The 25,273-nt window shown below is 41.3% G+C and carries 22 protein-coding genes, 2 rRNA genes and 1 riboswitch; of the genes, 1 reads left to right on the top strand and 23 read right to left on the bottom strand.

Going from position 1 to position 25,273, the window contains the following annotated elements; genetic code table 11:
- Nucleotides 1–59: 59 nt before the first annotated feature.
- The 6 genes from ligA to M3182_RS06560 form a co-directional block, all read right to left on the bottom strand.
- Nucleotides 60–2,069, bottom strand: a complete 2,010-nt coding sequence (gene ligA, locus M3182_RS06585; RefSeq protein ID WP_251557466.1) for an NAD-dependent DNA ligase LigA — start codon at nt 2,067–2,069, stop codon at nt 60–62.
- Between the two features lie 35 nt (nt 2,070–2,104).
- Nucleotides 2,105–4,378: a DNA helicase PcrA gene (gene pcrA, locus M3182_RS06580; RefSeq protein WP_251430606.1), complete on the bottom strand. Its 2,274-nt coding sequence runs from the start codon at nt 4,376–4,378 to the stop codon at nt 2,105–2,107.
- 84 nt (nt 4,379–4,462) lie between these two features.
- Nucleotides 4,463–5,155 carry a heptaprenylglyceryl phosphate synthase gene (gene pcrB, locus M3182_RS06575; protein ID WP_251430603.1) on the bottom strand — a complete coding sequence of 231 codons (693 nt, stop codon included), beginning with the start codon at nt 5,153–5,155 and terminating at the stop codon, nt 4,463–4,465.
- Nucleotides 5,156–5,436: 281 nt separating this feature from the next.
- On the bottom strand, nt 5,437–5,760 hold the full coding sequence (locus tag M3182_RS06570) for a YerC/YecD family TrpR-related protein (RefSeq protein ID WP_251430600.1): 324 nt from the start codon (nt 5,758–5,760) through the stop codon (nt 5,437–5,439).
- Nucleotides 5,761–5,807: 47 nt separating this feature from the next.
- The gene (locus M3182_RS06565) at nt 5,808–6,824 is read right to left on the bottom strand and encodes a DUF3048 domain-containing protein (RefSeq protein WP_251557465.1); all 1,017 of its coding nucleotides are present in this window, start codon (nt 6,822–6,824) and stop codon (nt 5,808–5,810) included.
- Between the two features lie 53 nt (nt 6,825–6,877).
- On the bottom strand, nt 6,878–8,620 hold the full coding sequence (locus M3182_RS06560; protein ID WP_251557464.1) for an adenine deaminase C-terminal domain-containing protein: 1,743 nt from the start codon (nt 8,618–8,620) through the stop codon (nt 6,878–6,880).
- A 187-nt stretch (nt 8,621–8,807) separates the two neighbouring features.
- Between M3182_RS06560 and M3182_RS06555 the strand changes: the two genes are divergently transcribed.
- Nucleotides 8,808–9,101 carry a YgaP family membrane protein gene (locus M3182_RS06555; protein WP_251430592.1) on the top strand — a complete coding sequence of 98 codons (294 nt, stop codon included), beginning with the start codon at nt 8,808–8,810 and terminating at the stop codon, nt 9,099–9,101.
- A 702-nt stretch (nt 9,102–9,803) separates the two neighbouring features.
- Here M3182_RS06555 and purD read toward each other — a convergent pair.
- The 17 genes from purD to M3182_RS06470 all read right to left on the bottom strand — a co-directional run.
- The gene (purD, locus tag M3182_RS06550; protein ID WP_251430589.1) at nt 9,804–11,075 is read right to left on the bottom strand and encodes a phosphoribosylamine--glycine ligase; all 1,272 of its coding nucleotides are present in this window, start codon (nt 11,073–11,075) and stop codon (nt 9,804–9,806) included.
- Between the two features lie 157 nt (nt 11,076–11,232).
- Complete coding sequence (gene purH / locus M3182_RS06545) at nt 11,233–12,771, bottom strand: bifunctional phosphoribosylaminoimidazolecarboxamide formyltransferase/IMP cyclohydrolase (protein ID WP_251557463.1); 1,539 nt, start codon at nt 12,769–12,771, stop codon at nt 11,233–11,235.
- Nucleotides 12,768–13,352, bottom strand: a complete 585-nt coding sequence (purN, locus tag M3182_RS06540) for a phosphoribosylglycinamide formyltransferase (protein WP_251430582.1) — start codon at nt 13,350–13,352, stop codon at nt 12,768–12,770. Before purN ends, purH begins: the two co-directional genes overlap by 4 nt.
- Nucleotides 13,349–14,392, bottom strand: coding sequence for a phosphoribosylformylglycinamidine cyclo-ligase (purM, locus tag M3182_RS06535; RefSeq protein WP_251557603.1), 1,044 nt, complete (start codon nt 14,390–14,392; stop codon nt 13,349–13,351). Before purM ends, purN begins: the two co-directional genes overlap by 4 nt.
- A gap of 61 nt (nt 14,393–14,453) precedes the next feature.
- Nucleotides 14,454–15,866 carry an amidophosphoribosyltransferase gene (purF, locus tag M3182_RS06530; RefSeq protein WP_251430580.1) on the bottom strand — a complete coding sequence of 471 codons (1,413 nt, stop codon included), beginning with the start codon at nt 15,864–15,866 and terminating at the stop codon, nt 14,454–14,456.
- Complete coding sequence (purL, locus tag M3182_RS06525) at nt 15,851–18,067, bottom strand: phosphoribosylformylglycinamidine synthase subunit PurL (protein WP_251557462.1); 2,217 nt, start codon at nt 18,065–18,067, stop codon at nt 15,851–15,853. Before purL ends, purF begins: the two co-directional genes overlap by 16 nt.
- The gene (gene purQ / locus M3182_RS06520) at nt 18,051–18,737 is read right to left on the bottom strand and encodes a phosphoribosylformylglycinamidine synthase subunit PurQ (protein WP_251430575.1); all 687 of its coding nucleotides are present in this window, start codon (nt 18,735–18,737) and stop codon (nt 18,051–18,053) included. The genes purL and purQ overlap by 17 nt, the downstream gene beginning before the upstream one ends.
- A complete protein-coding gene (gene purS / locus M3182_RS06515) occupies nt 18,734–18,988 on the bottom strand; it encodes a phosphoribosylformylglycinamidine synthase subunit PurS (protein ID WP_251430573.1) in 255 nt (84 codons plus the stop codon). Before purS ends, purQ begins: the two co-directional genes overlap by 4 nt.
- A complete protein-coding gene (gene purC, locus M3182_RS06510) occupies nt 18,981–19,700 on the bottom strand; it encodes a phosphoribosylaminoimidazolesuccinocarboxamide synthase (protein ID WP_251430571.1) in 720 nt (239 codons plus the stop codon). The genes purS and purC overlap by 8 nt, the downstream gene beginning before the upstream one ends.
- Before the next feature lie 143 nt (nt 19,701–19,843).
- Complete coding sequence (gene purB / locus M3182_RS06505) at nt 19,844–21,136, bottom strand: adenylosuccinate lyase (protein ID WP_251557461.1); 1,293 nt, start codon at nt 21,134–21,136, stop codon at nt 19,844–19,846.
- A gap of 34 nt (nt 21,137–21,170) precedes the next feature.
- A complete protein-coding gene (gene purK, locus M3182_RS06500; RefSeq protein ID WP_251557460.1) occupies nt 21,171–22,328 on the bottom strand; it encodes a 5-(carboxyamino)imidazole ribonucleotide synthase in 1,158 nt (385 codons plus the stop codon).
- Nucleotides 22,315–22,803 carry a 5-(carboxyamino)imidazole ribonucleotide mutase gene (gene purE, locus M3182_RS06495; RefSeq protein ID WP_251557459.1) on the bottom strand — a complete coding sequence of 163 codons (489 nt, stop codon included), beginning with the start codon at nt 22,801–22,803 and terminating at the stop codon, nt 22,315–22,317. Before purE ends, purK begins: the two co-directional genes overlap by 14 nt.
- Before the next feature lie 318 nt (nt 22,804–23,121).
- Nucleotides 23,122–23,223, bottom strand: a riboswitch (purine riboswitch).
- 164 nt (nt 23,224–23,387) lie between these two features.
- On the bottom strand, nt 23,388–23,597 hold the full coding sequence (locus M3182_RS06490) for an NETI motif-containing protein (protein ID WP_251430563.1): 210 nt from the start codon (nt 23,595–23,597) through the stop codon (nt 23,388–23,390).
- Nucleotides 23,584–24,138 carry a DUF2179 domain-containing protein gene (locus tag M3182_RS06485; protein ID WP_251430561.1) on the bottom strand — a complete coding sequence of 185 codons (555 nt, stop codon included), beginning with the start codon at nt 24,136–24,138 and terminating at the stop codon, nt 23,584–23,586. Before M3182_RS06485 ends, M3182_RS06490 begins: the two co-directional genes overlap by 14 nt.
- A gap of 622 nt (nt 24,139–24,760) precedes the next feature.
- A 5S ribosomal RNA gene (rrf, locus tag M3182_RS06480) occupies nt 24,761–24,876 on the bottom strand.
- A gap of 8 nt (nt 24,877–24,884) precedes the next feature.
- Nucleotides 24,885–25,043 carry a hypothetical protein gene (locus M3182_RS06475; RefSeq protein WP_251557458.1) on the bottom strand — a complete coding sequence of 53 codons (159 nt, stop codon included), beginning with the start codon at nt 25,041–25,043 and terminating at the stop codon, nt 24,885–24,887.
- A gap of 53 nt (nt 25,044–25,096) precedes the next feature.
- Nucleotides 25,097–25,273 (bottom strand): 23S ribosomal RNA (locus M3182_RS06470); the annotation flags it as partial.

Here is a 25,273-nt window from a genome sequence, read left to right as displayed (position 1 = left end):
CCATTGGGCAAAAGCATTTATATTTCTATTCGCTTTTCCCTACACTTCAAAACGAATTTTTAGTTTTGAGTTAATTCTTCAAGCATTCTTGCCTCATCCCAAACTTCGATGCCAAGGCTTTCTGCTTTAGCTAGCTTCGATCCTGCGTCTTCCCCTGCGATGACCAGATCCGTTTTCTTACTAACACTACCTGCGACTTTGCCACCAAGAGCCTCAATTTGCTCTTTCGCTTCATTTCGGCTCAACTGTTCTAGCTTCCCTGTCAATACGACCGTTTTACCAGCAAAGAAAGAATTTGATTCTTCAGGCGCAACAGGCTTTGGACCTTTGTAGTCCATATTAAGACCTTCTGCTTTTAGTTCTGCAATTAATTCCCGTACTTCTTCGCTTTCAAAGAAAGTTACGACCGCATCAGCCATTTTTTCACCGATTTCATTGATTGCGACCAGATCTTCTTTTGTCGCTAGCATTAATTTATCCATTGCGTCAAATTCTTGAGCGAGTGTTTTCGCTGCTTTTGCCCCGACATGACGGATTCCTAAACCAAATAAAAGTTTTTCAAGCGAGTTTTCTTTGGACGCTTCTATTGCGGTTAACAAGTTATTAACAGATTTTTCACCCATACGCTCAAGTCCTAGCAACTGCTCTTTTGTAAGCTTGTATAAATCGGCCACATCTTCAATCAATTTCTCAGCAAATAGTTGTGAAATCACTTTTTCACCAAGACCATCAATGTTCATTGCTGTCCGCGAAACGAAATGGATCAATCCTTCACGAATCTGAGCTGGACATTTTGGGTTGATACAACGGAGCGCGACTTCACCTTCAATGCGAACAAGCTCGCTTTCACACTCAGGACAATGAGTTGGCATATTAAACTCGACTTCTTCGCCAGTCCGTTGTTCTGCCAACACATTGACAACTTCAGGGATAATATCTCCAGCCTTTTTAATGACCACTTGATCGCCGATTTTAATATCTTTCTCACGAATTAGATCTTCATTATGAAGCGATGCCCGTTGTACGGTTGTTCCAGCAACTTGAACTGGTTCAAGAATGGCTGTTGGCGTGATAACCCCCGTACGCCCGACATTTAGTTCAATGCTTTTAAGAGTGGTGACCACTTCTTCAGCAGGAAACTTATATGCAATCGCCCACCGCGGGCTCTTTGCAGTTGTGCCTAACTTCCGCTGTTGTTCAAGGGAGTCAACTTTAATTACAATTCCATCGATCTCATACGGAAGAGATGGACGCTTTTCTACCCACCCATCAATAAATTGAATCACTTCTTCGATATCCGCAGCCTTGCGTCGTTCTGGATTTGTTTTGAATCCTAATGTATCTAGGTAATCCAAAGCCTCACTATGTGAAGTGACACCTGTTTCGCCAGGATCGGCAACCGCATATAAAAAGACATCTAAATTTCTGGATGCAGCAATTTTAGGATCAAGCTGACGCAAGGAACCAGCTGCAGCATTCCGCGGGTTCGCAAACGGCTCTTCCCCTTTTTCAGCTTTCGCTTGATTTAATGCCTCAAATGACCTCTTTGGCATGTACGCTTCTCCACGCACTTCCATCGTTAATGGTTCTTGGATGCGAAGCGGAATCGAGCGGATGGTTCGTAAGTTTGAAGTAATATCTTCCCCCACGGTGCCGTCTCCACGGGTTGCTCCAAGGGAAAACAAACCATTTTCATAGCGTAAGGAAACAGCTAAACCATCAATTTTCAACTCGCAAACATAGGATACGTCATCTCCAACCGCTTGACGAACTCGACGATCGAAGTCACGTAAATCTTGTTCATTAAAAGCATTTCCAAGGCTGAGCATTTGCGAGGAGTGCTCAACCTTGTTGAACATCTCTAATATGTCTCCTCCAATCCGTTGTGTCGGGGAATCCGCGGTTTTGAGTTCAGTAAACTCTGCTTCGATGTCAATCAATTCATGCAACAGCCGGTCATATTCGGCATCCGGTACACTTGGTTGATCAAGGACATAGTACTCATATCCATATTGGTTGAGAAGCTTATGCAGTTCAGCTGCTCTTGTTTTTGCTGTTTGAAAGTCCATACATTCAGCCCTTTCATGTATCGAAAATCACATATTTATACTTTTGTAATTGGAGCAAATTTCGCCAACAAACGTTTTACACCGGTTGGGCTTGGAAACGCAATATCGAGCTCAGTTCCTTCGCCAGAACCTTTCACACTGACGACCGTTCCCGTTCCCCATTTTCCGTGTTGAGCTTTATCGCCAACTTTCCAATCCGCTTGGTCTCCACCAGTTGCTGTGGTTGGTCTTGTCACTGCACTTCTTGACGGTCTGTTGCCTCCAAATGCTTGTCCGGAAGAAGTTCCACCAAATGCTCCTCTAGCTGATGCTCCTGGCCGAGAAGCAATTCTTCCGGATGATGCGCTTTGACGGTTCCCTGGAACAACCTGTTCAATCAAGTCACCTGGGATTTCTTTGATAAAGCGTGATTCCGGGTTCATATTAGTTCGTCCGAAAAGGGTACGCATTTGTGCATTGGTAATATACAATTCCTCCTCAGCACGCGTAATCCCAACATAAGCAAGACGACGCTCTTCCTCCATCTCAGCCTCTTCCATTAACGAGCGGCTATGTGGGAAAACTCCTTCTTCCACCCCAATTAAAAACACAACCGGGAACTCCAATCCCTTAGCAGAGTGGAGAGTCATCAATGTAACAGCATCACTGCTCTTTTGACTATCATCATCCAACTTATCGATATCAGCGACTAATGCTAAATCTGTTAAAAAGCCTGTTAAACTTTTATCTTCACTATTTTCCTCAAATGCATTTGTTACGGTTAAAAATTCATCTAGGTTTTCTAAGCGACTTTCTGACTCTAGTGATTTCTCTGCTTTTAACATCTCTCTATAGCCAGATTTATCAAGAATTTCTTCTACTAACTCAGTCACAGAAAGGTATTCCTGCATATTCGTATAATTCCCAATCAAATCACGGAAACCTGCTGCTGCCTTTGTTGCTTTTGGGCTTAACCCAATTAATTCAACACTTTCAAGCGCTTGATACATCGACATGTCATGTATCTGCGCAAAGTTGGCTATTTTATCTATGGAAGTAGAGCCAATCGCGCGCTTTGGTACATTAATGATGCGCTGCAAGCTAATGTCATCGTCTGGATTTGAAATCAAACGTAAATAAGCAAGGATATCTTTAATTTCTTTGCGATCATAGAACTTTGTACCGCCGACAATCGTGTACTCAAGATTGGATTTTAAGAATGATTCCTCAATTACACGCGATTGCGCGTTCGTCCGATATAAAATCGCAATATCCGAAAGCTTGCGATTTCTAGCTTGAACAAGTTCTTGTATCTTTCCAATAACAAACTGAGCCTCAGATTGCTCACTCTCTGCCCGAAAATAAACAATTTTATTACCTTCCGCATTCTCGGTCCAAAGGTTTTTTGCTTTACGGTTAAGGTTGTTTTCAATAACCTTATTGGCTGCCAAAAGAATTCTTTTTGTCGAGCGATAGTTTTGTTCTAATAAAATGACTTGTGCACGAGGATAATCCTTCTCAAACGAAAGGATATTGGCAATATCCGCTCCACGCCAGCGATAAATGGACTGATCGGAATCCCCTACAACACACAAGTTTTGAAAACGAGCCGCTAAAAATTTTACTAGCATGTACTGTGCTCTGTTTGTATCCTGATACTCATCCACGTGAATGTACTGGAACTTACGTTGATAGTATTCAAGCACTTCTGGTACTTGTTGAAACAACACAATCGTCTTCATTATAAGATCATCAAAATCTAGAGCTTGGTTTTTACGAAGCTGTTTTTGATATTCTTTATAAACATCAGCAACGACATTGGCATAATAGTCCCCAGCGTTTTTGGCAAACTCTTCAGGCTCAATCAATTCATTCTTAGCCGAAGAAATCGCGCCAAGTATCGCACGCGGATCAAATTTCTTTGGATCGATGTTCTTTTCTTTTAAAATTCTTTTGATAACCGATTGTTGATCCCCAGAATCAAGAATCGTAAAGTTCCGATTATAGCCTAAGCGGTCAATGTCGCGTCGCAGAATTCGCACACACATTGAGTGGAAAGTTGAAATCCAGATTTCATCTGCTGCGCCCCCCATTATGCCATGAATCCGGTCGCGCATTTCCCTTGCCGCCTTATTAGTAAAAGTAATCGCGAGGATATTATATGGGTTCACACGCTTTTCTACCATTAAATACCCAATTCGATGGGTCAATACCCTTGTTTTTCCGCTCCCGGCACCAGCCATAAGTAAGAGCGGACCATCGGTAGTTTTTACTGCAAGTTGCTGCTGTGGATTTAATCCATTTAGTAATCGATCTGTTAAAAATTGCATTATTACCGCTCACCACCATACAAACATTTGTTCTTATTTTACCGTCCTTTATCAATTCAGACAAGCTACTTTTATGAAGTCTGATTACAATTTCGCCTTTACAACATTTACTGTCTTTAATGCCTCATCTAAATCTTCATATAATGCATTACCGACGACAATGACATCTGCGACTTCTCCCATTTCAGTTGCTTGCTCACTTGTATAAATGCCTCCCCCGTAAAAGAGGACCGTTTTTTCTAGTGTCTTTTTGACCTCTGCGACTACTTTAGGGTCTCCATATATTCCACTATATTCCAAATAGAAAATCGGTAACTGAAACATTTTTTCTGCCATCATGGCATAGGCTCTTACATCATCTACGGTTAAATTCGTTTTCGCATTTGTTAGCTTAGCAGCTTTACAATCGCCATTTAAAATGCAATAGCCTTCAATTAAAATTTCATCCCAGTCCATAATATCTCCATATTCCTTCACGGCGTCATGATGAAGCCCTGTCACCCACTTTGTATCACTGCTATTTAAAACAGTTGGGATGAAATACAAATCAAAACCTGGGGTGATTGCTTCAGCCTCAGACACCTCAAGGATGCAGGGAACCGTATAGCGACGAACACGAGACATCAAATCTAACACCCCTTCAAGGGTCACTCCGTCACTGCCACCAACAATTATTGCATCGGTTCCCGATTCGCAGATTCTTTCTAAATCACGGTCTGAAATTTCTTTATTTGGGTCAAGCTTAAACACATGCCGCCATTGGCGAATATCATACATCCCAGTGTTTCCTCCATTCACTCTAATTCCATTAAACCATTATAGCATTTGTTTGTTTCAATCAAAAAGGAAAGCAAAGGAAAGATTGCAACTCAACACCGTTTTTTGAAAACAAAGGTTTTGAACAAACCGTAATCCTATTTTTCTTCTCTTCAAGGGGAATTCCGTCTTTTAAAAAAGTCATCCAGGGTCAGCCTATTAAAAACTATCTGAACATTTAAAGGGATCTTTAAAAAACAAAAAACTGGAAGCATCGCCCCAGTTTTAATTCGCTAAAAGTACTATTCATTTGTTTCCTGACTTACTTCTGCTTCGTTCCCCTTAATGCGCTCAAGTGCCATTTCATACGCATCATTGCCGTAATTTAAACAACGTTTTACACGTGAGATTGTAGCTGTACTTGCTCCTGTTTCAGTCTCAATCTTGTGATACGTGTTTTTTTCACGTAACATACGAGCAACTTCAAGTCGCTGCGCTAGTGATTGAATTTCGTTTACAGTACAAAGATCATCAAAAAAGCGGTAACATTCTTCCATATCTTTTAGGGATAAGACCGCTTTAAAAAGCTGATCAAGTTCTTTCCCTCTTAATTTATCAATTTGCATGCATCCTACTCCTTAATCAATAATTCCTTTCAGAATCATAACTTGAATTAAAATGTGACTTGACCGATATTCGGAACAATGTTAATCCATGTCTTTCCCGGAACTAGTTTTACTCTTTCTCCATTTACAAACGGGAGAATTCTTCCATCTATATTTTTCCATTCGACTTCGGTCCTAACCCCTTTTTGGAGAAGGTAACCACGTCCCCCCGAAATCAAGTCAATCTCTTTGCGACCTTGATTGTCCGCCACTTTATGATCCATTTCAACAATGAATACATTATCGAGTAATATTGATTCTCCGGAATCTAAGTCCACTGTATCTTCTCCAACAGAGAACCGGTGATACTTCTCTGCGTCAGAGTCATACTCATATCGAATATCAAACGTTGAGTTGCCATAAGAAACGCTCGCTTCGATCGTTTCCTCTCCAGTGATCTGATCCAGTTGCTCTTCCTTATAGAAAGTTAATGCTTCTGGTGCCTTATTTAAAAGATAACCGCTCTTTTTCGCTCCTTTTTCGATATTCTCATAAGAAATATAGGAGTTATGTGGCGCTTGACGGAAATCAACGCGCTTAAATAATGAACCATCGTATTGAATGCCATTTAGATGGTCAATTGTTCCGTTCCTCAGCATATCCTTTGCCTCAGGACTATAACCATGGGCAATAAATAAGCTATCATATCCTTTAGCTATTTCAATAAAATAGTCACGTGCGCTCCGCACCGGTCCAATTTTTTCTGGGTGCTCACTTTCAAAAATTGCGAGAAATCTTGTTACATTTCCTTCAGCAAGGACTTCATAAACGATGTCGGATTGAGTCAGTCCGGATTGTGGTCTCGCTTTTGGGTGGTTATTGACAACAACGGCTACAGCTCGATCACCTGGTTCTTCCTCCGTTTTCAATCCCGATAACGGATATTGAAAAGAAAGCTCCGTATCCTTAACAATCTCTTCGTCAACTTGTTTCTCCGGTTGTTCTTCTACAGGTTCTTTATCCTGACTGCATCCTGTTACCATCATAATCGCGGCAACAGATGTTACAAGCCATTTCTTAAGCACACTAAACACCCCTAATAAACAGTTCCCGCTGCACAAACTTTTACTTTTATATTTTAACGCATTATCGTCGGAAAGAGTACCGTTTTGTTCATAACATCGTAAATTCCATGTTGTGTGACACGAATATACGGAAGATGCGTAGCGGAAAAGAACATCAATGAATAAATCGGATCAATAAACGGATAGCCTTTATCCTTCAAATAGTGATATAAGTTACTCTCAAGTGTGATTAATTCTTCAATCGGCTGATCTGACATCGTGCCTGTAAGGGTAAGTGGGAGTTCATAAACAGACTGACCGTTTTCGTAAATGACAATCCCACCGCCAATTTCTTTCATACGATTAAACGCAGACTGCATATCGTTTTTATTTTTTCCAATCAAAATGATGTCGCCTGTACTCGAGAATGTACTAGCTAATCCATCTAGTTGCTTGGCAAACCCTTTGATTATCGTATTAATGCGCCACTTGCCATTACGGTCTAGTAGCATAAAAAAGCACTCGTCATGTTCTTTTGGCAGCTCATCCTCTGAAACATCAATCGCAATGGAATAAGGCTTCGTAATAACCGAGTTTTCCATTTGAATTCCAAAAGGCATTGAAAATTGCATATCGTCACTATCAAGTGACCAATCCATTTCTAGTGGAGATAAACCAAATTTTGCCCAGTTCAATTCAGGTATAGAATCTTTAATTTGTTCGCCATTGCGCTTTACCCACTGACCTTTGGCTAACACTGAAACTGGTGTAGGTTCATCTGTCTCCTTAAGGAAATTAAGATTCGCAATCCTTCCAGTTGCTATCGTTCCGTGTAAATCTTCAAAATTGTAATAACGGGCAATATTAATGGTCGCCATATTGTAGGCATCAATAACTGGAACCCCGTGTTCAATCGCAATTTTAATTAGCTTATCTGTAACGCCATTCTCATAACATGCACAAGATGACCCATCAGAGTTAAGCATCATCCGATCATAAGCGGCAATGTCCATCTCATGAATTTCATCTAACAAACGTGGAAGATCTGGGCGGATAGACGAATGTCTAAGTGAGACCATATACCCTTGCATCAGCCGACGTTTGACTTCTTCCCCCGTCATCGCTTCATGGTCACAGTCTGTCCCGAATAACATCATTTTCGCTAAGGTCTTTTCAGAAGCCCCTGGGAAATGACCTTCAATTTTCTTATTAAGCCTTTTTGTTTCCTGCATCCAGTGGAGCATCATGTCATCTCCATCAAGAAGTTTCGGCCAACCTGTCAATTCGCCACCTTGTACCACAAAATCCTGTTCAAGCCATGATTTAATATTGCTGTTTGAGAAAATGACTTCTTCGTCATGAATCTCAGATTGGCTATCATAACGACACCACCAATACGTGGTCACAGGGTGTTTTTGCATTTCTCGGATAAATGAAAAGGCTTTCTTTTTATCCAACTGCAATGCTAACACCATATTGTCATTAATCATTGTCGTTGTCCCGTGCTGAGATGCATACGTCGCTAAGGTTTGGGGATTATATAATTTGAAAGGATGAGCGTGCGGCTCAATATAACCTGGTACGATATAGCCTTCGCTACAATCGATTATTTCACATTGATCTGTACAGCTAGGTAACATATCACCGACATAGACGATTCGATCTTTATAGATCCAAATATTAGCTGTCATCCACTTACGAAAAGCTTGATTTAAATAAGTAGCATTTTTCAATAATATTGTCGGTGAAAGGGTGCCGTCCAAAACGGCTACATGGTCCCGTAACTGTTTGTTCTTCCATCGGTAACGCTGTTCCATACGGTATCCCTCTCCATCTCTATTTTATTGGCCCTCGGTTGGCCCTAATTTCTTTAAAATATTCTAAAAGAGGCTTCTTTCTGAAAAAAAGAAAGCCCTTTCATTGTTAGTTTAATCGTAACATATTTTACAATTTAACGCAGTAAAGAAATGCAAAATTGGTAATATTTTTATAGGAGGCCAAAAAATGGACGTGAAGCAGAATATTGGCATACTGAACGCCATGATTCGAATTACTTGTGGGTTTACTTTTCTTAGTTGGGCAACCGCTAAAATGGTCAAAAGACCTTGGAATACAAGCTCCTATCTAGTCGTTGCCGTTCTAAGTGCGATGAAAATTGCTGAAGGAATCGTTCGCTATTGTCCACTGACTGCTCTTTACCAAGAGGGACAAGAACGCATAAGTGGTGATCATAACCAATCGCACGACACTCATCATTCAAACTCCAATTTAGAGAGTGATAACGAATATAGCAAATAAACCTAGCTGGTGTTACTTTGACAACAGAGTATTCCACTATGTAGTAAAGTTCTCCCTATTGATACAAAAGAAAGCCCCCATTTCGTATGTTTAAATTTAATTTGCAAGGTCTTTTTTCATAAATGTGAAAAGCACAAAGTTTGAGAAAAGAACCTAATTAAAAAAATGGCTCAGTTCACTATACTGCGCCATTTTTTTGGTTCCCGTTACTAACGCCCCTCAATATTCTGCCCCTACTCAAAAAAGAGGGATGAGTCCGGAAAGTTTAATAGATAAGCGGAGAATTCCCCTTACTCCGATAAGAGCATTCAAAACTGCTTAAATAGACGGATAGATTCCGACTATTGTCTCAAGAAACGTAAAAATAGGTAATTTTTCTTTATTTAAGCGGAAAATACCCGCTTATATTTCCCGAACAGAGAGCTCTATTCTGCAGGCTAACCGGAAAACTTCCGCTTATTTTTAAATTTTTTAGTTAAATTGGCTATCAATCAAGGATCATTTTTCCCTGCAAATATTTTTAATGTTATTTCTACCAAAATGGCTTTACACAACTAAAAAATGAGTGTCAATTTCATATGCAAATTGACACTCATTTTGACTTACAATTTTAATTTTTATGATAGGAAGTGGAACCCGTTCAGGAGTAATCTTTACACGACCCTTAAGTATCAAAAAAGTATCTACTGATTACCATTTATTTTAATGAACTACCGTTGAGATCGCTCTGCTTCCAATATCGTTTCGGTAAAAAGTATGTTCTTTTCCGAGTTTGCTAAGTTCTTTGTAAACATGCTCTTGAGCTTGCTCAAGCGTTTCTGCCTTTGCTGCCACCAACAAGACTCGGCCACCATTCGTGACTAAATTACCGTCACTATTCTTTGCGGTTCCTGCATGATAGACATGCATTTCATCAGACAAGTTTTCAATCCCTGTTAATGGCTTTCCTTTTTCATACTCGTCAGGATAGCCTTTCGAGGCAAGAACGACTCCAAGGACAGCATCCTTCTCCCATTCAAGCACAGGCTCTTCGCCATTCAGTAGCTGTAAAATAGCTTGAACAAGATCACTTTTCAATCGTGGTAATACAACTTGCGTTTCTGGGTCGCCGAAACGTGCGTTAAATTCTATCACCTTAGGGCCTTGAGTCGTTTGGATTAAACCCGCATAAAGAACTCCTGTGAAAGAACGGCCTTCTTTAACAAGTGCTTTAGCGGCTGGTTTTACTACGGTTTCGACTGCATGTGTAACCATCTCGTCGTCAATAAAAGGAACCGGAGAATAAGCCCCCATTCCGCCTGTATTTGGTCCTTGATCGCCATCAAATGCACGTTTATGATCTTGGGCAATTTCAAGTGGGATTACGGTTTCTCCATTCACAAATGCCATCAAGGAAAACTCTTCGCCTGCCAAAAACTCTTCAATGACCACTCTTGAAGAAGCTTCGCCAAATTTAGCATCCAGAAGCATCGCTTCAAGTGCCTCGATTGCTTCCTCATACGTCATCGCTACCGTCACGCCTTTGCCAGCTGCAAGTCCGTCTGCCTTGATTACAATCGGTGCACCTTTTGTTTCAATATATTTTTTTGCAGCTTCAAAGTCATGAAACACGTCAAACTCACCAGTTGGAATCTCATACTTTTTCATTAAATCCTTCGCGAATGATTTGCTTCCTTCAATTTCCGCAGCAGCTTGATTGGGACCGAACACCTTAATTCCTGCTTCTTGAAAACGATCTGCTAAACCTTCGAGAAGTGGAACCTCAGGTCCGATAATCGCTAATTGTACTTCTTCTTTTTTCGCAAATTGAATCAATTCTTCCTGATTGTTCTCAGATATATTCACGCAAACTGCACAATCTTCCATTCCTGGATTCCCCGGAGCCACAAAAACGGTATCAACGAGGACACTTTCACTCACTTTATAGCAAATAGCATGCTCCCGGCCACCACGACCAACGACAAGAACCTTCATGGTCCACCCCCAAAGTTTTTTATAGTTTACTCTACGAATTTATGGATTTTCTCTATAAAAACGCTGGTTTACTCTACAAATTTGCACGTTTTCTCTACAGAAACCATCTATCACTCTACAATTGGAATTAAAAGGAAGCGAGAACTCGATGCTTACCTTAGTGTTTAAAATGTCTAACCCCTGTAAACACCATCGCAATTCCATATTCATCCGCTTTTTTAATTGAATCCTGGTCACGGATTGACCCACCTGGTTGAATGATAGCGGAGATTCCTGCTTTTGCTGCCACTTCGACTGTATCATCCATTGGGAAGAAAGCATCTGACGCTAACGCTGCTCCTTCCGCTTGAGAGCCAGCCTGTTCTAAGGCAATTTTCGCAGCGCCAACACGATTCATTTGTCCAGCACCAATTCCTAATGTTTTGTCTTTTCCTGAAACAACAATGGCATTCGACTTCACATGCTTTACAATGCTCCAGCCAAGCTTAAGTGCTTCCCACTCTTCCTCTGTTGGTTCACGCTTTGTTGGAACTGAAATTGTTGCTTGATCAAAACCATACTGATCGAATTCTTGTGCAAGCAAACCACCTTCAATTGTAGTGAGCTTCATTTCAGCTTTTCCATCTTGATTAAAAGGAACAGTTAACAGACGAAGGTTTTTCTTGCCTGTTAAAATATCCATTGCTTCTTCCGTAAAGGACGGAGCAATAATAATTTCTAAGAAAATTTCATAAAGCTTACGAGCTGTTTCCGCATCCACTTCGCGGTTGAAAGCGATAATTCCACCGAAAATCGAAACAGGATCTGCTTCGAACGCTTTCGTGAATGCATCATATACATTCTTCCCGGTCCCAACACCGCAAGGATTCATATGCTTAACCGCTACTGCAGCCGGTTCAGAAAACTCTTTTACAATTTGTAATGCCGCATCTGCATCATTGATATTGTTGTAAGAAAGCTCTTTTCCATGAAGCTGCTCGGCATTTGCAACAGAAAACGCGGATCCAAGTGGCTTACGGTAAAACGCTGCTTTTTGGTGAGGGTTTTCACCGTAACGCAAACTTTGCTTTAACTCATATGTAACCGTTAATTTTTCTGGATTTTCTTCACCAGCAAGATTGGTCATATACTCCGCAATCATACTGTCATAAGCAGCTGTGTGGCGGAATACTTTTGCGGCTAACTTTCGGCGTGTAGCTGCCTCTGTACGTCCATTTTGCTTATATTCATCAAGAACCGTTTGATAATCTACTGGATCAACAACCACCGTAATGTACTCATGGTTCTTAGCAGAAGCACGCAGCATCGCTGGACCACCGATATCAATATTTTCAATTGCATCTTCTACCGTTACATCTGGTTTTGCAATTGTCTGTTGGAACGGGTACAAATTGACACAAACCAATTCAATTGGAGTAATCCCATGCTCTTCCAACTGCTGACGGTGTCCTTCTTCGCCAACCTTTGCGAGGAGTCCTCCATGAATATTCGGATGAAGTGTTTTGACGCGTCCTTCTAAAATTTCCGGAAAGTTTGTTACTTCGCTAATTCCGATCACCGGCACTCCTGCAGACGCAAGAGCATTCTTTGTCCCACCTGTCGAGACAATTTCAAACCCTAGCTCAACCAGCTCTCGAGCAAACTCAACAATTCCATTTTTGTCTGATACTGATATTAGTGCGCGTTTTTTTGTCATTGTATGGTCTCCTTCTTTTCGCTCAATAGCTTTTTTACGACAGCTGGATATAATACATGTTCAACCATTTGAATCTTTTCTTGCAATGTTTCACTCGTATCCCCTGGGAGAATATCAATGGCCTGCTGGGCAATCACTTTCCCCGTATCCATCCCCGCATCGACAAAATGGACGGTTACTCCTGTACAGTCAACCCCAGCGGCCAATGCCTGCCCAATTGCATCCTTGCCAGGAAATGCTGGTAGCAAGGAAGGGTGAATATTCACAATCTTCCCCTCATACGCTTCTAAAAGCGTCGAACCTATTAGACGCATATACCCCGCTAATACGATAAATTCAATTCCAAACTCTTGTAAAATTGCAAGGAGGCGGGTCTCATATTCTCGTTTTCCACTAAAGTCTTTTGGACTAAAATGATAAGTAGGAACTCCCTCACGATTTGCACGTTTAATCGCATAAGCATCTGGGCGGTCACAAACAAGCAAGCCAATTTCAACTGGGAGTGTTCCGTTCTTTACACTCTCAACCATTGCTTGAAAATTACTTCCATTTCCTGAAGCAAAAATGGCGATTTTTTTCATCGTGATCCTCCACTCAAACGAATGCTCACCCCTGGTTCGGTGTTCACCTTCCCAATGACGGAAGCTTCTTCCCCACAGCTAGTAAAGTGGGCCAGAACTTCGGGTGCTTCCTCTGGTGAAATAGCCACCACCATTCCAATTCCCATGTTGAAAATGTTATACATTTCCTGGCGATCTAGCTTACCAAGTGATTCTAACACCGTAAAAATAGGAGGAATTCTCCAGCTGCCTTCTTCAATAATAGCACCTAGTCCATCTGGAAGCATTCTTGGAATATTTTCAATAAATCCTCCGCCAGTGATATGGGCCATACCTTTCAACTGAAATTTCTTCAGCGCTGAAAGCAGTGGTTTAACATAAATCTTTGTTGGCTTAAGCAATTCATCTCCGAGTGTATTGTCTAAATCAGCAACATATTGATCCAGCTTTAAACCCGCTTCTTCTAAAAGTACTTTTCGAACGAGCGAATACCCGTTGCTGTGAATTCCACTCGAAGCAAGCCCAATCAAGACATCTCCAGCTTTAATGGTTTCGCCTGTAATTAGAGCTGACTTTTCACATGCTCCAACCGCAAAACCCGCTAAATCATATTCGTGTTCCTCATACATACCAGGCATCTCTGCCGTTTCACCACCGACAAGTGCACACCCCGCCTGCTCACAGCCGTCAGCAATTCCTTTTACAATCGCTTCAATCCGTTCCGGTTCCGACTTGCCGCAAGCAATATAATCAAGGAAATAAATTGGTTCCGCTCCTTGAACAACAATATCGTTCACACACATGGCCACAGCGTCAATGCCAATACTATCATGCTTTTCCATCAACATGCTGAGGATAAGTTTTGTTCCAACCCCATCCGTTCCTGAAATAAGCACAGGCTCTTTTAGGCCTAAAGTTGATAAATCAAACATGCCTCCAAAACCGCCTAGGCCACCAATGACACCCGGTCTTACCGTACGCTGGACATGCTTTTTCATTTTCTCAACGGCTTGATAGCCAGCTTCGATATCCACTCCGGCTTGCTTATAGGCATTCGCCATCTCCATACCTCCGCCTCTTTGTCTTGTCTCTTAAACTCTAATCCTTGTAAAAGCCAATCTACTATATTTTTGCACCGACAGGCTGTTCCTGAGGATAAATTTCAGTAGGATATTTCCCTGTAAAACAAGCAAGACAATGGCCACGGGTTTCCCCTTCATGCTTGCTGCCAATTGCGGACAATAATCCTTCCACACTCAAAAAGGTTAATGAATCCGCTCCGATGATGTCTCTTATTTCCTCGACACTTTTATCCGCCGCGATCAATTCTTCGCGAGAGGAAGTATCAATTCCGTAAAAACATGGGTTTTTTATCGCTGGCGAACTGATGACAACATGAACTTCAGTAGCCCCCGCATCTTTTAACATGGAAACGATTCTCCGACTTGTTGTCCCACGCACAATCGAATCATCCACCATCACGACTCGCTTCCCTTCGACGACTCCACGAACAGGTGAAAGCTTCATCTTCACCCCTTGTTCCCGTAACGACTGCGAAGGTTGAATAAACGTCCGACCGACATAACGGTTTTTAATCAAACCCATTTCATAAGGAATTCCTGTTTCCTCTGCATAGCCTATCGCTGCCGAAATACTTGAGTCTGGCACTCCCGTTATAACATCAGCCTCAATTGGTGCTTCCAAAGCTAGTTGTTTCCCAAGGTTTTTGCGGGCTGTATGAACATTAATGCCATTGACATTGCTGTCTGGTCTGGAAAAATACACATATTCCATCGCACAAAGGGACATGTTCGTGCTTAGTGTAAACATCTCTGATTGGATTCCCTCATCGTTAATGACCAACAGTTCCCCTGGCATTACGTCCCGAATATATTCTGCCCCGACAATATCGAATGCACATGTTTCAGATGCAACCACATAAGAATCACCCAACATTCCAAGCGATAATGGTCTTAACCCATTGGGATCTAGCGCCACCATCATTTCCGTTTCCGTCATAATCAGAAAAGCATAAGCGCCTTTTAGCATCGACAAAGAATTTTTCACTTGATCTTTTAATAGTGGAAAACCGCTTCTTTTAATCAAATGAGCTAACACTTCGGTATCTGAACTTGTTTGAAAAATACTACCCTGTGACTCTAACTGATGCTTAAGGGGAGTTGCATTGACTAGATTTCCATTATGAGCAAGAGCCAAACTACTACTTTGGGAACGGAACAAAAGTGGCTGAACATTTTCATACCCGCCACCGCCGGCAGTAGCGTAACGCACATGACCTATTGCACTCGTTCCCGGTAACTCTTGAATGACTTTAGAGTTAAACACCTCGGTTACTAATCCCTCACCTTTAGAGACCCTTAGGCTTCCACCATCATTGACGACAATTCCCGTTCCTTCTTGACCGCGATGTTGAAGACTGTGTAGTCCGTAATACGTAATTTGTGCTGCATTTTCATGGCCCCAAATCCCAAACAGTCCACACTCTTCGTTTAACCCTTTTAGTTCAGCAAGCATGGAATAGCTCCTTTCCAGGCCTCTTTCATTTTCTCAACCTCAAGTTGAACAGCCTGTTCCCCATTCACTTTAATCGTCAAAACTGGTGTGTCCGTCACTTTTCCAATCAACACTGCATCTGTCAATCTCTCAAACTGTTCTTGCTGCTCTGGTTTTACAGAAAGAATAAATCTAGATTGTGATTCACTAAATAAAGCTGTTACCTTATCACCTTCAAGAGAAACCTCTGCACCTAGACCTTCCGCACCCATAACAGACTCTGCAAGCGCAACTGAAATACCACCTTCAGCCACATCATGCGCAGAAGCAACCACACCGGCACGAATTGCAGTTAACACTTGGTCTTGATAACTTTTCTCTTTGTCTAAATCAATTGCTGGAGCTTTTCCGAAAATCTCTCCATGAATGAACTTTTGTAATTCGCTTCCGCCAAACTCCACTTCTGTTTCTCCTAAAAGATAGATAAGATTACCAGCTTGCTTGAAGTTTTGCGTTGTTGCATCTTTCAAGTTTTGTACGAGACCAACCATACCAATTACCGGTGTTGGATATATAGCCGTCCCATTTGTTTCGTTATATAACGAGACATTTCCACTGATTACTGGTGAATTAAACTGGCGGCAAGCTTCACTGATCCCATCCGCTGCTTTTTCAAGCTGCCAGAAAATCTCTGGGTTTTCTGGGTTTCCAAAGTTTAAGCCGTCGGTAATCGCTAATGGCTCTGCACCAGAACAAACAATGTTTCGCGCTGCTTCCGCTACTGCAATTTTTCCACCTGTTTCAGGGTCCAAATAGATGTAGCGAGAATTGCAGTCTGTTGTCATCGCTAATGCCTTTTCCGTTCCGCGAATTCGAACAAGTGCTGCATCCGAACCAGGTGCCACAACGGTATTGGTACGAACCATATAATCATACTGGTCATAAACCCACTCTTTGCTGGCAATCGTCGGTTGTTTCAATAAATCTATAAGCGTTTCTTCAACGTTCTCTACCACAGGAACTTTATTTTCCATCGCTTGAAACTGCTCGTAGTATTCAGGCACCCTTGATGGCTTATGATAAACAGGTGCATCTTCTGCAAGGGCATCCGCTGGAACTTCCGCGACCACTTCGCCATGATGAACCAAGCGAAGCATTTTGTCATCTGTTACATGACCGACCGCTACCGCCTCAAGATTGTACTTTTCAAACAAACTAGCAATCTCTTCTTCTCTGCCTTTTTGAATAACCAGCAACATGCGCTCTTGTGATTCGGATAACATCATTTCGTAAGCGGTCATTCCTGTTTCACGCTGTGGCACAAGGTCAAGGTTCATCTCGATCCCAGATCCTGCTTTGCTGGCCATTTCTGCTGACGAACTTGCAAGACCAGCCGCCCCCATATCTTGAATCCCAACTAAAGCATCCGATTGAATGACTTCTAAAGATGCTTCAATTAAAAGCTTCTCCATAAATGGATCACCCACTTGTACAGCTGGGCGATTTTCCTCAGACTGCTCTGTTAACTCCTCTGACGCAAATGTTGCCCCGTGGATTCCATCACGGCCCGTTTTTGCGCCAACATACATCACCGTGTTGCCAACACCATGTGCCTGACCTTTTTTAATGTCTTTATGATCAATGACACCAACACACATCGCATTGACAAGCGGATTTCCTTCATAGCAAGGATCAAACTGAATCTCGCCACCAACGGTTGGGATTCCAATGCAGTTCCCATACCCAGCAATCCCAGCAACAACTTCTTCAAACAAATACTTTCCACGAGCTGATTTTAACTCGCCGAATCTTAACGAGTTCAACAAAGCAATTGGTCTTGCTCCCATTGAAAACACATCACGGATAATACCACCTACACCTGTTGCAGCCCCTTGATAAGGTTCGATCGCTGACGGGTGGTTATGACTTTCAATTTTAAAGACAACAGCTTGTTGGTCGCCGATATCGACAATCCCTGCACCTTCTCCAGGACCTTGTAACACATGCTCTCCTGTTACCGGGAATTTTTTTAGAACAGGTTTTGAGTTTTTATAACTACAGTGTTCTGACCACATAACCGAAAACAGACCGGTTTCCGTATAATTGGGTAAACGCCCAAGAATCTCTTCGATGCGCTTGAACTCGTCATCAGTGATGCCCATCTCTTGATAAATTTTTTCTGATTTAATTTGTTCTGGACTTGGCTCAAGCTTTAACTGCATGGGTTTCCCTCCATTGTTTAACGATTGATTTAAACAGTTTTAATCCGTCAGCGCCACCAAGAAGTGGGTCCACTGCTCGCTCTGGATGCGGCATCATCCCTAGAACATTTCCTTGGGCATTAATGATTCCCGCAATATCCTCAATACTGCCATTTGGGTTTGTTCCATCGTATGTGAATACAATTTGGTTGTTTGCTTTTAAATTCGCTAACGTTTGCTCATCACAATAGTAATTTCCTTCTCCATGAGCAATTGGGATTTGGATTACTTCATCTTTTTGATAAGAAGACGTGAACATCGTTTCATTGTTCTTGACCTTTAATTGCACAGGGCGACAAATAAATTTTAAGCTTTCGTTCCGGCGCATCGCACCCGGTAACAAGCCAGCTTCAAGCAACACTTGAAACCCATTGCAGACGCCCAAAACCGGTTTCCCTGCTTCTGCGGCTTTCACTACTTCGTTCATAATCGGGCTAAAGCGAGCTATTGCTCCTGTACGTAAGTAGTCTCCAAATGAGAATCCTCCAGGAAGAAGTACAGCATCAAAGTCTTCTAGACTTGTAGAATCATGCCAGACGTATTCCGCTTCTTCGCCAAGCTCATCTTTAGCCGCATGATACATATCAACATCGCAATTGGATCCAGGAAAAACAATAACCGCGAACCTCACAGTACAACACTCTCCTCAATCTCATAGCGGTAATCTTCAATAACTGGGTTTGAAAGCAATCGTTCGCACATTTCCTCTACCACTTCTTCAATCTTTCGCTCGGTTTTCTCAAGAGTTAATTCCATATATTTTCCAATACGAACATCCTGAACATTAGGATAGCCCATTGTATCTAATGATTTTTTCACCGCTGTTCCTTGTGGATCTAGTACGCTTTCTCTTAATGTTACATACACCTTCACTTTATACATGTGTTGGACCTCCCAATCGTCCTAAAATGGTTTCATATGCATTTGTTAAGTTCCCTAAATCACGTCGAAAAACATCTTTATCGAGCTTTTCGTTTGTTTCGATATCCCATAGGCGACAAGTATCTGGAGAAACCTCATCCGCTAATAAAATGGAGCCGTCTGCCTCTTTTCCAAACTCAAGTTTAAAATCAATCAGGCGAACACCCACTTGTTGAAAAAAGTCTGTTAACACGGAGTTAATTTTTCGAGCCTTTTCTTTAAGGATTGCTATCTCTTCAGATGTCGCAATATTAAGCACATCAATTTGGTCGTCTGTTACAAGTGGATCTCCAAGATCATCATTCTTTAAACAAAACTCCACTAATGGAAATTTGAGCTTTTGACCTTCCTCTAAGCCAAGACGCTTAGAAAAACTTCCAGCTGCATAGTTACGGACAATCACTTCAAGAGGAATGATGTTGACCCGTTTGACGAGCTGTTCTGTATCTGAAACTTTTCTAATGAAATGCGACGGAACCCCTTTTTCCTGAAGCATTGAAAATAGTAAACTGGTAATCTCGTTATTCAACCGACCTTTGCCGAGTATCTCCGCTTTTTTCTCCCCGTTATAAGCCGTTGCTGAATCTTTATATTGAATCCAAACGATGTTTTCATCTTCCGTTAAATAAACACGCTTCGCTTTTCCCTCATATAACAGATCTTTTTTCTCCATTTTTCCCGCTCCCTCAAAGAGAAGATTTAAAATATTCGGTGTTTCATGCATGTTGGGTGTCACTCCAACAAAGAACCAACTGAGTTCAGCTCCTGCTGTTGGAGTGACACTTAACCTGTTATCGTTATTACAGATTCTGTTTTTTAAAGTCCTAGGCGTTCAAAGATTGTATCAACATGCTTTAAATGATAGTTATAATCAAAGCAATCATCGAGTTCCTCTGTATTTAATAACGTGATAATTTTCTCATCACTTTCAACCAGGCTCCGGAAAGGTACTTGTTTTTCCCATGCTTCCATTGCTCGTGGCTGCACTGTATCATAAGCTTCCTCACGAGACATGCCTTTTTCAATTAAGGCTAGCAAAACTCGTTGTGAATAAATAAGACCAAGAGTGCGATCCATATTGCGCTTCATGTTCTCTGGATAAACCGTTAAGTTCTTAATAATATTTCCGAAGCGGTTTAACATATAATTCAGCGCAATCGTTGCATCAGGTAAAATCACCCGTTCTGCAGATGAATGTGAAATATCACGTTCATGCCATAATGGAACATTTTCGTAAGCGGTCATCATGTAACCACGAATAACACGTGCCATACCGGTCATGTTTTCTGATCCAATTGGGTTCCGTTTATGCGGCATGGCCGATGAACCTTTTTGCCCTTTTGCAAAGAACTCTTCCACTTCTCGTGTTTCACTCTTTTGCAAACCACGCACTTCTACCGCAAATTTTTCAATGCTTGTAGCAACCAAAGCTAGCGTAGACATATAGTGGGCATGGCGATCACGCTGTAGAGTTTGGGTAGAAATAGGTGCTGCCTTTAAGCCAAGCTTTTCACAGACATATTGTTCAACAAATGGATTGATATTGGCATACGTTCCAACCGCACCAGAGATTTTCCCAAATTCGACTCCATCTGCTGCTTGCTTAAAGCGTTCTAAATTCCGTTTCATTTCTTCGTACCAAAGAGCTAGCTTCAAACCAAAAGTAGTTGGCTCAGCATGAACTCCATGTGTTCGGCCCATCATTACTGTGTATTTATGTTCTTGTGCCTTTTCTTTGAGAATAGCAACAAAGTTTTCAATGTCTTTTAATAAAATGCCGTTCGCTTGTTTTAACAAGTAAGATAATGCCGTATCAACCACATCTGTTGAGGTTAGGCCGTAATGAACCCATTTCCGCTCCGCTCCCAATGTTTCTGACACAGCTCTTGTAAAAGCAACCACATCATGCCTTGTTTCTTCTTCAATCTCTTTGATTCGCTCTACATCAAAAGAAGCATTTTCTCTAATTTTTTGAACATCTTCCTTTGGAATATCCCCAAGCTCAGACCATGCCTCACACGCAAGGATTTCTACCTCAAGCCATGCTTTAAACCGATTTTCTTCTGTCCAAATCGCACCCATTTCTGGTCTTGTATAACGATCAATCATTCATATGTCCCCCGTTCTATTTGCAGCTATTTTCTTAACTTCCTACCTTGGCTTCAGCTTGAGTCCAAATGCCACTCGCTTTTGCTTCTTCAATGGCTTCGTCCACTGTGTTACGAAGGAGCGTCACATGCCCCATCTTGCGATTATGCTTTGCTTCATGTTTCCCATAAAGGTGAATTTTCCAATCCTTTAGTTGTGGAATTTTTTCGAGTAGCATTTCTTGGTGCTGTCCTAAAACATTCACCATCAACACTGGCTTAAGCAAATCCGTTCGTGCGAGCGGCCAATTGGCTACAGCACGAATATGCTGCTCAAACTGCGAAGTTTCACAAGCTTCGATGGAATAGTGACCTGAATTATGCGGCCTTGGGGCAAGCTCGTTAATATAGATTTTATCCTCATTCGTAACAAACATTTCAACAGCCAGTGTCCCCACTAGATTAAAAGCCTCTGCAAGCTGGATTGCTACTTCATTTGCTTTTTGTTCAACCTGTTGACTAATTCTAGCCGGAACGATGGTCTGGTGAAGGATATTGTTTTGATGCTCGTTTTCTGCTACTGGAAAAACAGCCGTATCTCCATTTGAGTTTCTTGTAATAATCACAGAAATTTCTTTTTGAAATGGAATCCATTTTTCTAAAACACAATGACCGTGATCGAGAAGTTTCCTTGCTTCACTTTTCTCTTCAGAATGTTTAATCACTACCTGGCCCTTCCCGTCGTACCCTCCCCGGGCTGTTTTAAGTACGGCAGGCATTCCAATCTGGTTAAGACTTGAAGAAAGGTCCTCTGCATTCTTAATAATCTTATATGGTGCCACTTCAACACCAGCTGCTTCAATTGCTGTTTTTTCTTGGATTCGATCTTGAGTTATTTTTAAAATTTGAGTCCCTTGGGGTACATAAGCATTCTTGGTTAACCACTCAAGTGTTGGCGCATCAATATTTTCAAACTCATAGGTGATAACATCACTTTTTTCAGCAAGGAGTTTTATTGCTTGAAGGTCATCATAGGCCCCAACAATTTGCTCGTCGGTCACTTGCCCACAAGGACAATTCGGCACAGGATCAAGCACAACGACAGAAAAGCCCATCGCCTTTGCTGCTAATGTCATCATTTTCCCGAGTTGACCTCCACCAATGATTCCAATGGTCTGACCTGGTAAAATACTGTTTATTTTAGCCAAGGTCATCACTACTTTCCAATACAGCCTGTTTCGTTTCTTCCCTTAGCTTTCCCAGCCTTTCACTAAGTTCTTCATCAAAAGCTGATAAAATTTGGCCAGCAAGTAAACCTGCGTTTTTCGCACCAGCTTCTCCGATCGCAACGGTTGCAACTGGAACGCCTCCAGGCATTTGAACAATGGATAATAACGAATCTAATCCGTTTAAAGCTCGTGATTTTACGGGTACACCGATCACAGGTAAAGTTGTTTTAGCAGCTACCATTCCAGGAAGGTGAGCTGCCCCGCCAGCGCCAGCAATAATAACCTTTAAGCCTTCTTTACGCGCATTTTCAGCGAACTCAAACATCAAATCTGGAGTCCGATGAGCGGATACTACTTTTTTTAAATAAGGAATTTCTAGTTGTTCAAGTACTTCACAGGTATGTTTCATCGTTTCCCAATCCGATTTGCTTCCCATAATTACACCAACCACAGGTCTCATCGTTCCATCCCCTGTTCATTTTTTATATAGATTCTTTTTGTTTTATTCCTATTGTGGAAAAGAGTCGATTTAAACTTTATAAACCCAAGATTTTTTATAAGCCTATTTTCGTAACGATTGTTGTTAAGATGCGAAAGTCGATTTTTAACGCAATCGTAGTCATTTCATATGTTTAAATTAAGTTTGAGAATAGAGCCTTTATAAAAGAAAGACCCGGACAAACTATTTCTCTATTAATGAAGAGAAAGTAGTCGTCCGGGTCTCAGAATGACAAAGAAACAGTACCCATTCTTAGTACGTTTCTTTTCCCTAACCATTTAAGGAACTACTTTCCCTCATAGTCCAATAATTTACGGTCATTGGGTAGAAACTCATGGGCCATATCCCCATTATTATACGAAGGAAAAAATAAAGTATTTGATTTATTAGCCACCTACATATTAACAACTAATTTTAGCTCTTGTCAACCGATTATCGAACATTTAATTTGGTTTTATTATTAATGTTCGTGTTTTAGACCGTCTTTTAGTCGGTTTTTTCTATATTCTAGTTTATCAAACCATTTTAATATCATGCCAGTTTTTCTATTCCTTTTCCACTGGCACCGCGTCAAATACAATTTGTCGACCAGCTGGTTCGTAATCCACTTCACCATTAACGATGACTTCTTTAAAAATAGGCTTCTCTGTTCGGCGGACCGGCATATAACCTTCCTTGCTCATTCGATCTAGACAATCACTGATGCTTTCGAAACCCATCACTTCAAATTGTTTTTTACCTTTAGCTTTTTTCATTTCTAAACAGCTTTCCTTTCCTTACATTTTTCACCCAGAAACCACCATGAATGGACTTTGGTTCATAAGCAATAATAAAAGCCTTTGGATCTTGCTCTTTTATTTGCTGGTACAATTTTAGTTCGAATTTGCGCGGTGTAAGAATTTGCAATGCCATGCGTTCGCCTTCAAGTCCATTTGCAGCCCAGCTAGTTACCCCATAACCTTGGTTACGTAGAACCTTAGGTAGATCGCGGTCATATTCTTTTGTTATGACATTGACTGTGATATACCCTAGTGCTAGTTTATCTTCAATTTTCATTCCAACAATAACACCAATTCCATAACCAAGTGCATAGGCAATTAAGTTCTGAATTTGATCTAGATTATCAAGAACTAAACCAAGTCCCACGACATAAATCACAACCTCAACAGTACTAATTGCAGCTGCCATATATCTCTGACCTTTTAACGTTAGTATCATTCTAATTGTAAAAAACGAAACATATACAATGTTGATAACAAGAATGATAGCAACCATTACTAAACCATTTTGTAGCATTCTAGTTCCTCCCCATAAATTTGCAGTGCCCTAATCTTCACAAAAACTGATTGATTTGTAAAGGATTCTTGAACAATTGATTCATTTGTCACTATCCTTATCTTTAACCTATTTGGAAAGGATTAAAACTTAAGGATGATGCTTGAATGTCTTTTCTGAGTGGGATTAGTTGAATAATACAACGCTAGGTGGTTGGGTTTTTTGTAAGATCTGTTGGAGGATTGTAAAAGACCCATTGGTTTGTACTCCGTCCTAGTTAAGTGGTCAAAAAGGTCATAAATTGAGGTTGATCAAAATAGGGCTCACAGTAACATTTACTTGAGGGTTTATCCATCTTTGGAGATGATTTGTTTAATGAGGTAGGTTGGATTTTTTTAAGAAACTAAGGGAAGCTACTTACTAGCTTAGGACAGATTATTAAGGATGCTAAAGAAGATTGTTTTTTAAATTCAGGTGTGGGACGCATACAGCAAAACTGTCCTTAACAATGCCGGTTTAAGACAGAATACGGAGGGGCAGGTTAAAAGCTCATAAGGGATATGCACAAAGCGGCAATAATGAGCTGAAGTTATATATACCTCAAACATAAAAAAGACAACCAGTAACGGTTGTCTTTTAGTTTGCCCGGCGACGTCCTACTCTCACAGGGGGAATCCCCCAACTACCATCGGCGCTGAGAAGCTTAACTTCCGTGTTCGGCATGGGAACGGGTGTGACCTTCTCGCCATCGTCACCAGACTATTTAATTAAAGAGAGATCTTTTGCTTTCGCAAAAATCTTTGTTCCCTCAAAACTAGATAATGTTTGTAAGAAGTAAAGTAAATTGAGTATCGTTGTCTAGCTACGGCTCCTAACTTCTCGGCCGTTTCAATCCGTCCAAACAAATCCAAAATCGGGATTTGCATGGCCGGCTCTCCAACGCCTGTCGAAGTTGAACAGTTGCCTTCGCTTTTCAAATTTGGTTAAGTCCTCGATCGATTAGTATCAGTCAGCTCCACACGTCACCGCGCTTCCACCTCTGACCTATCAACCTGATCATCTTTCAGGGATCTTACTTAGCTAATGCTAAAAGGAAATCTCATCTTGAGGGGGGCTTCATGCTTAGATGCTTTCAGCACTTATCCCGTCCGCACAT

It is taken from the genome of Mesobacillus maritimus (assembly GCF_023715205.1).
GTDB lineage: Bacteria > Bacillota > Bacilli > Bacillales > Cytobacillaceae > Mesobacillus_B > Mesobacillus_B maritimus_C.
The sequence above is the reverse complement of the archived record's forward strand: the minus strand, read 5'-3'. Positions and strand labels throughout refer to the sequence as shown.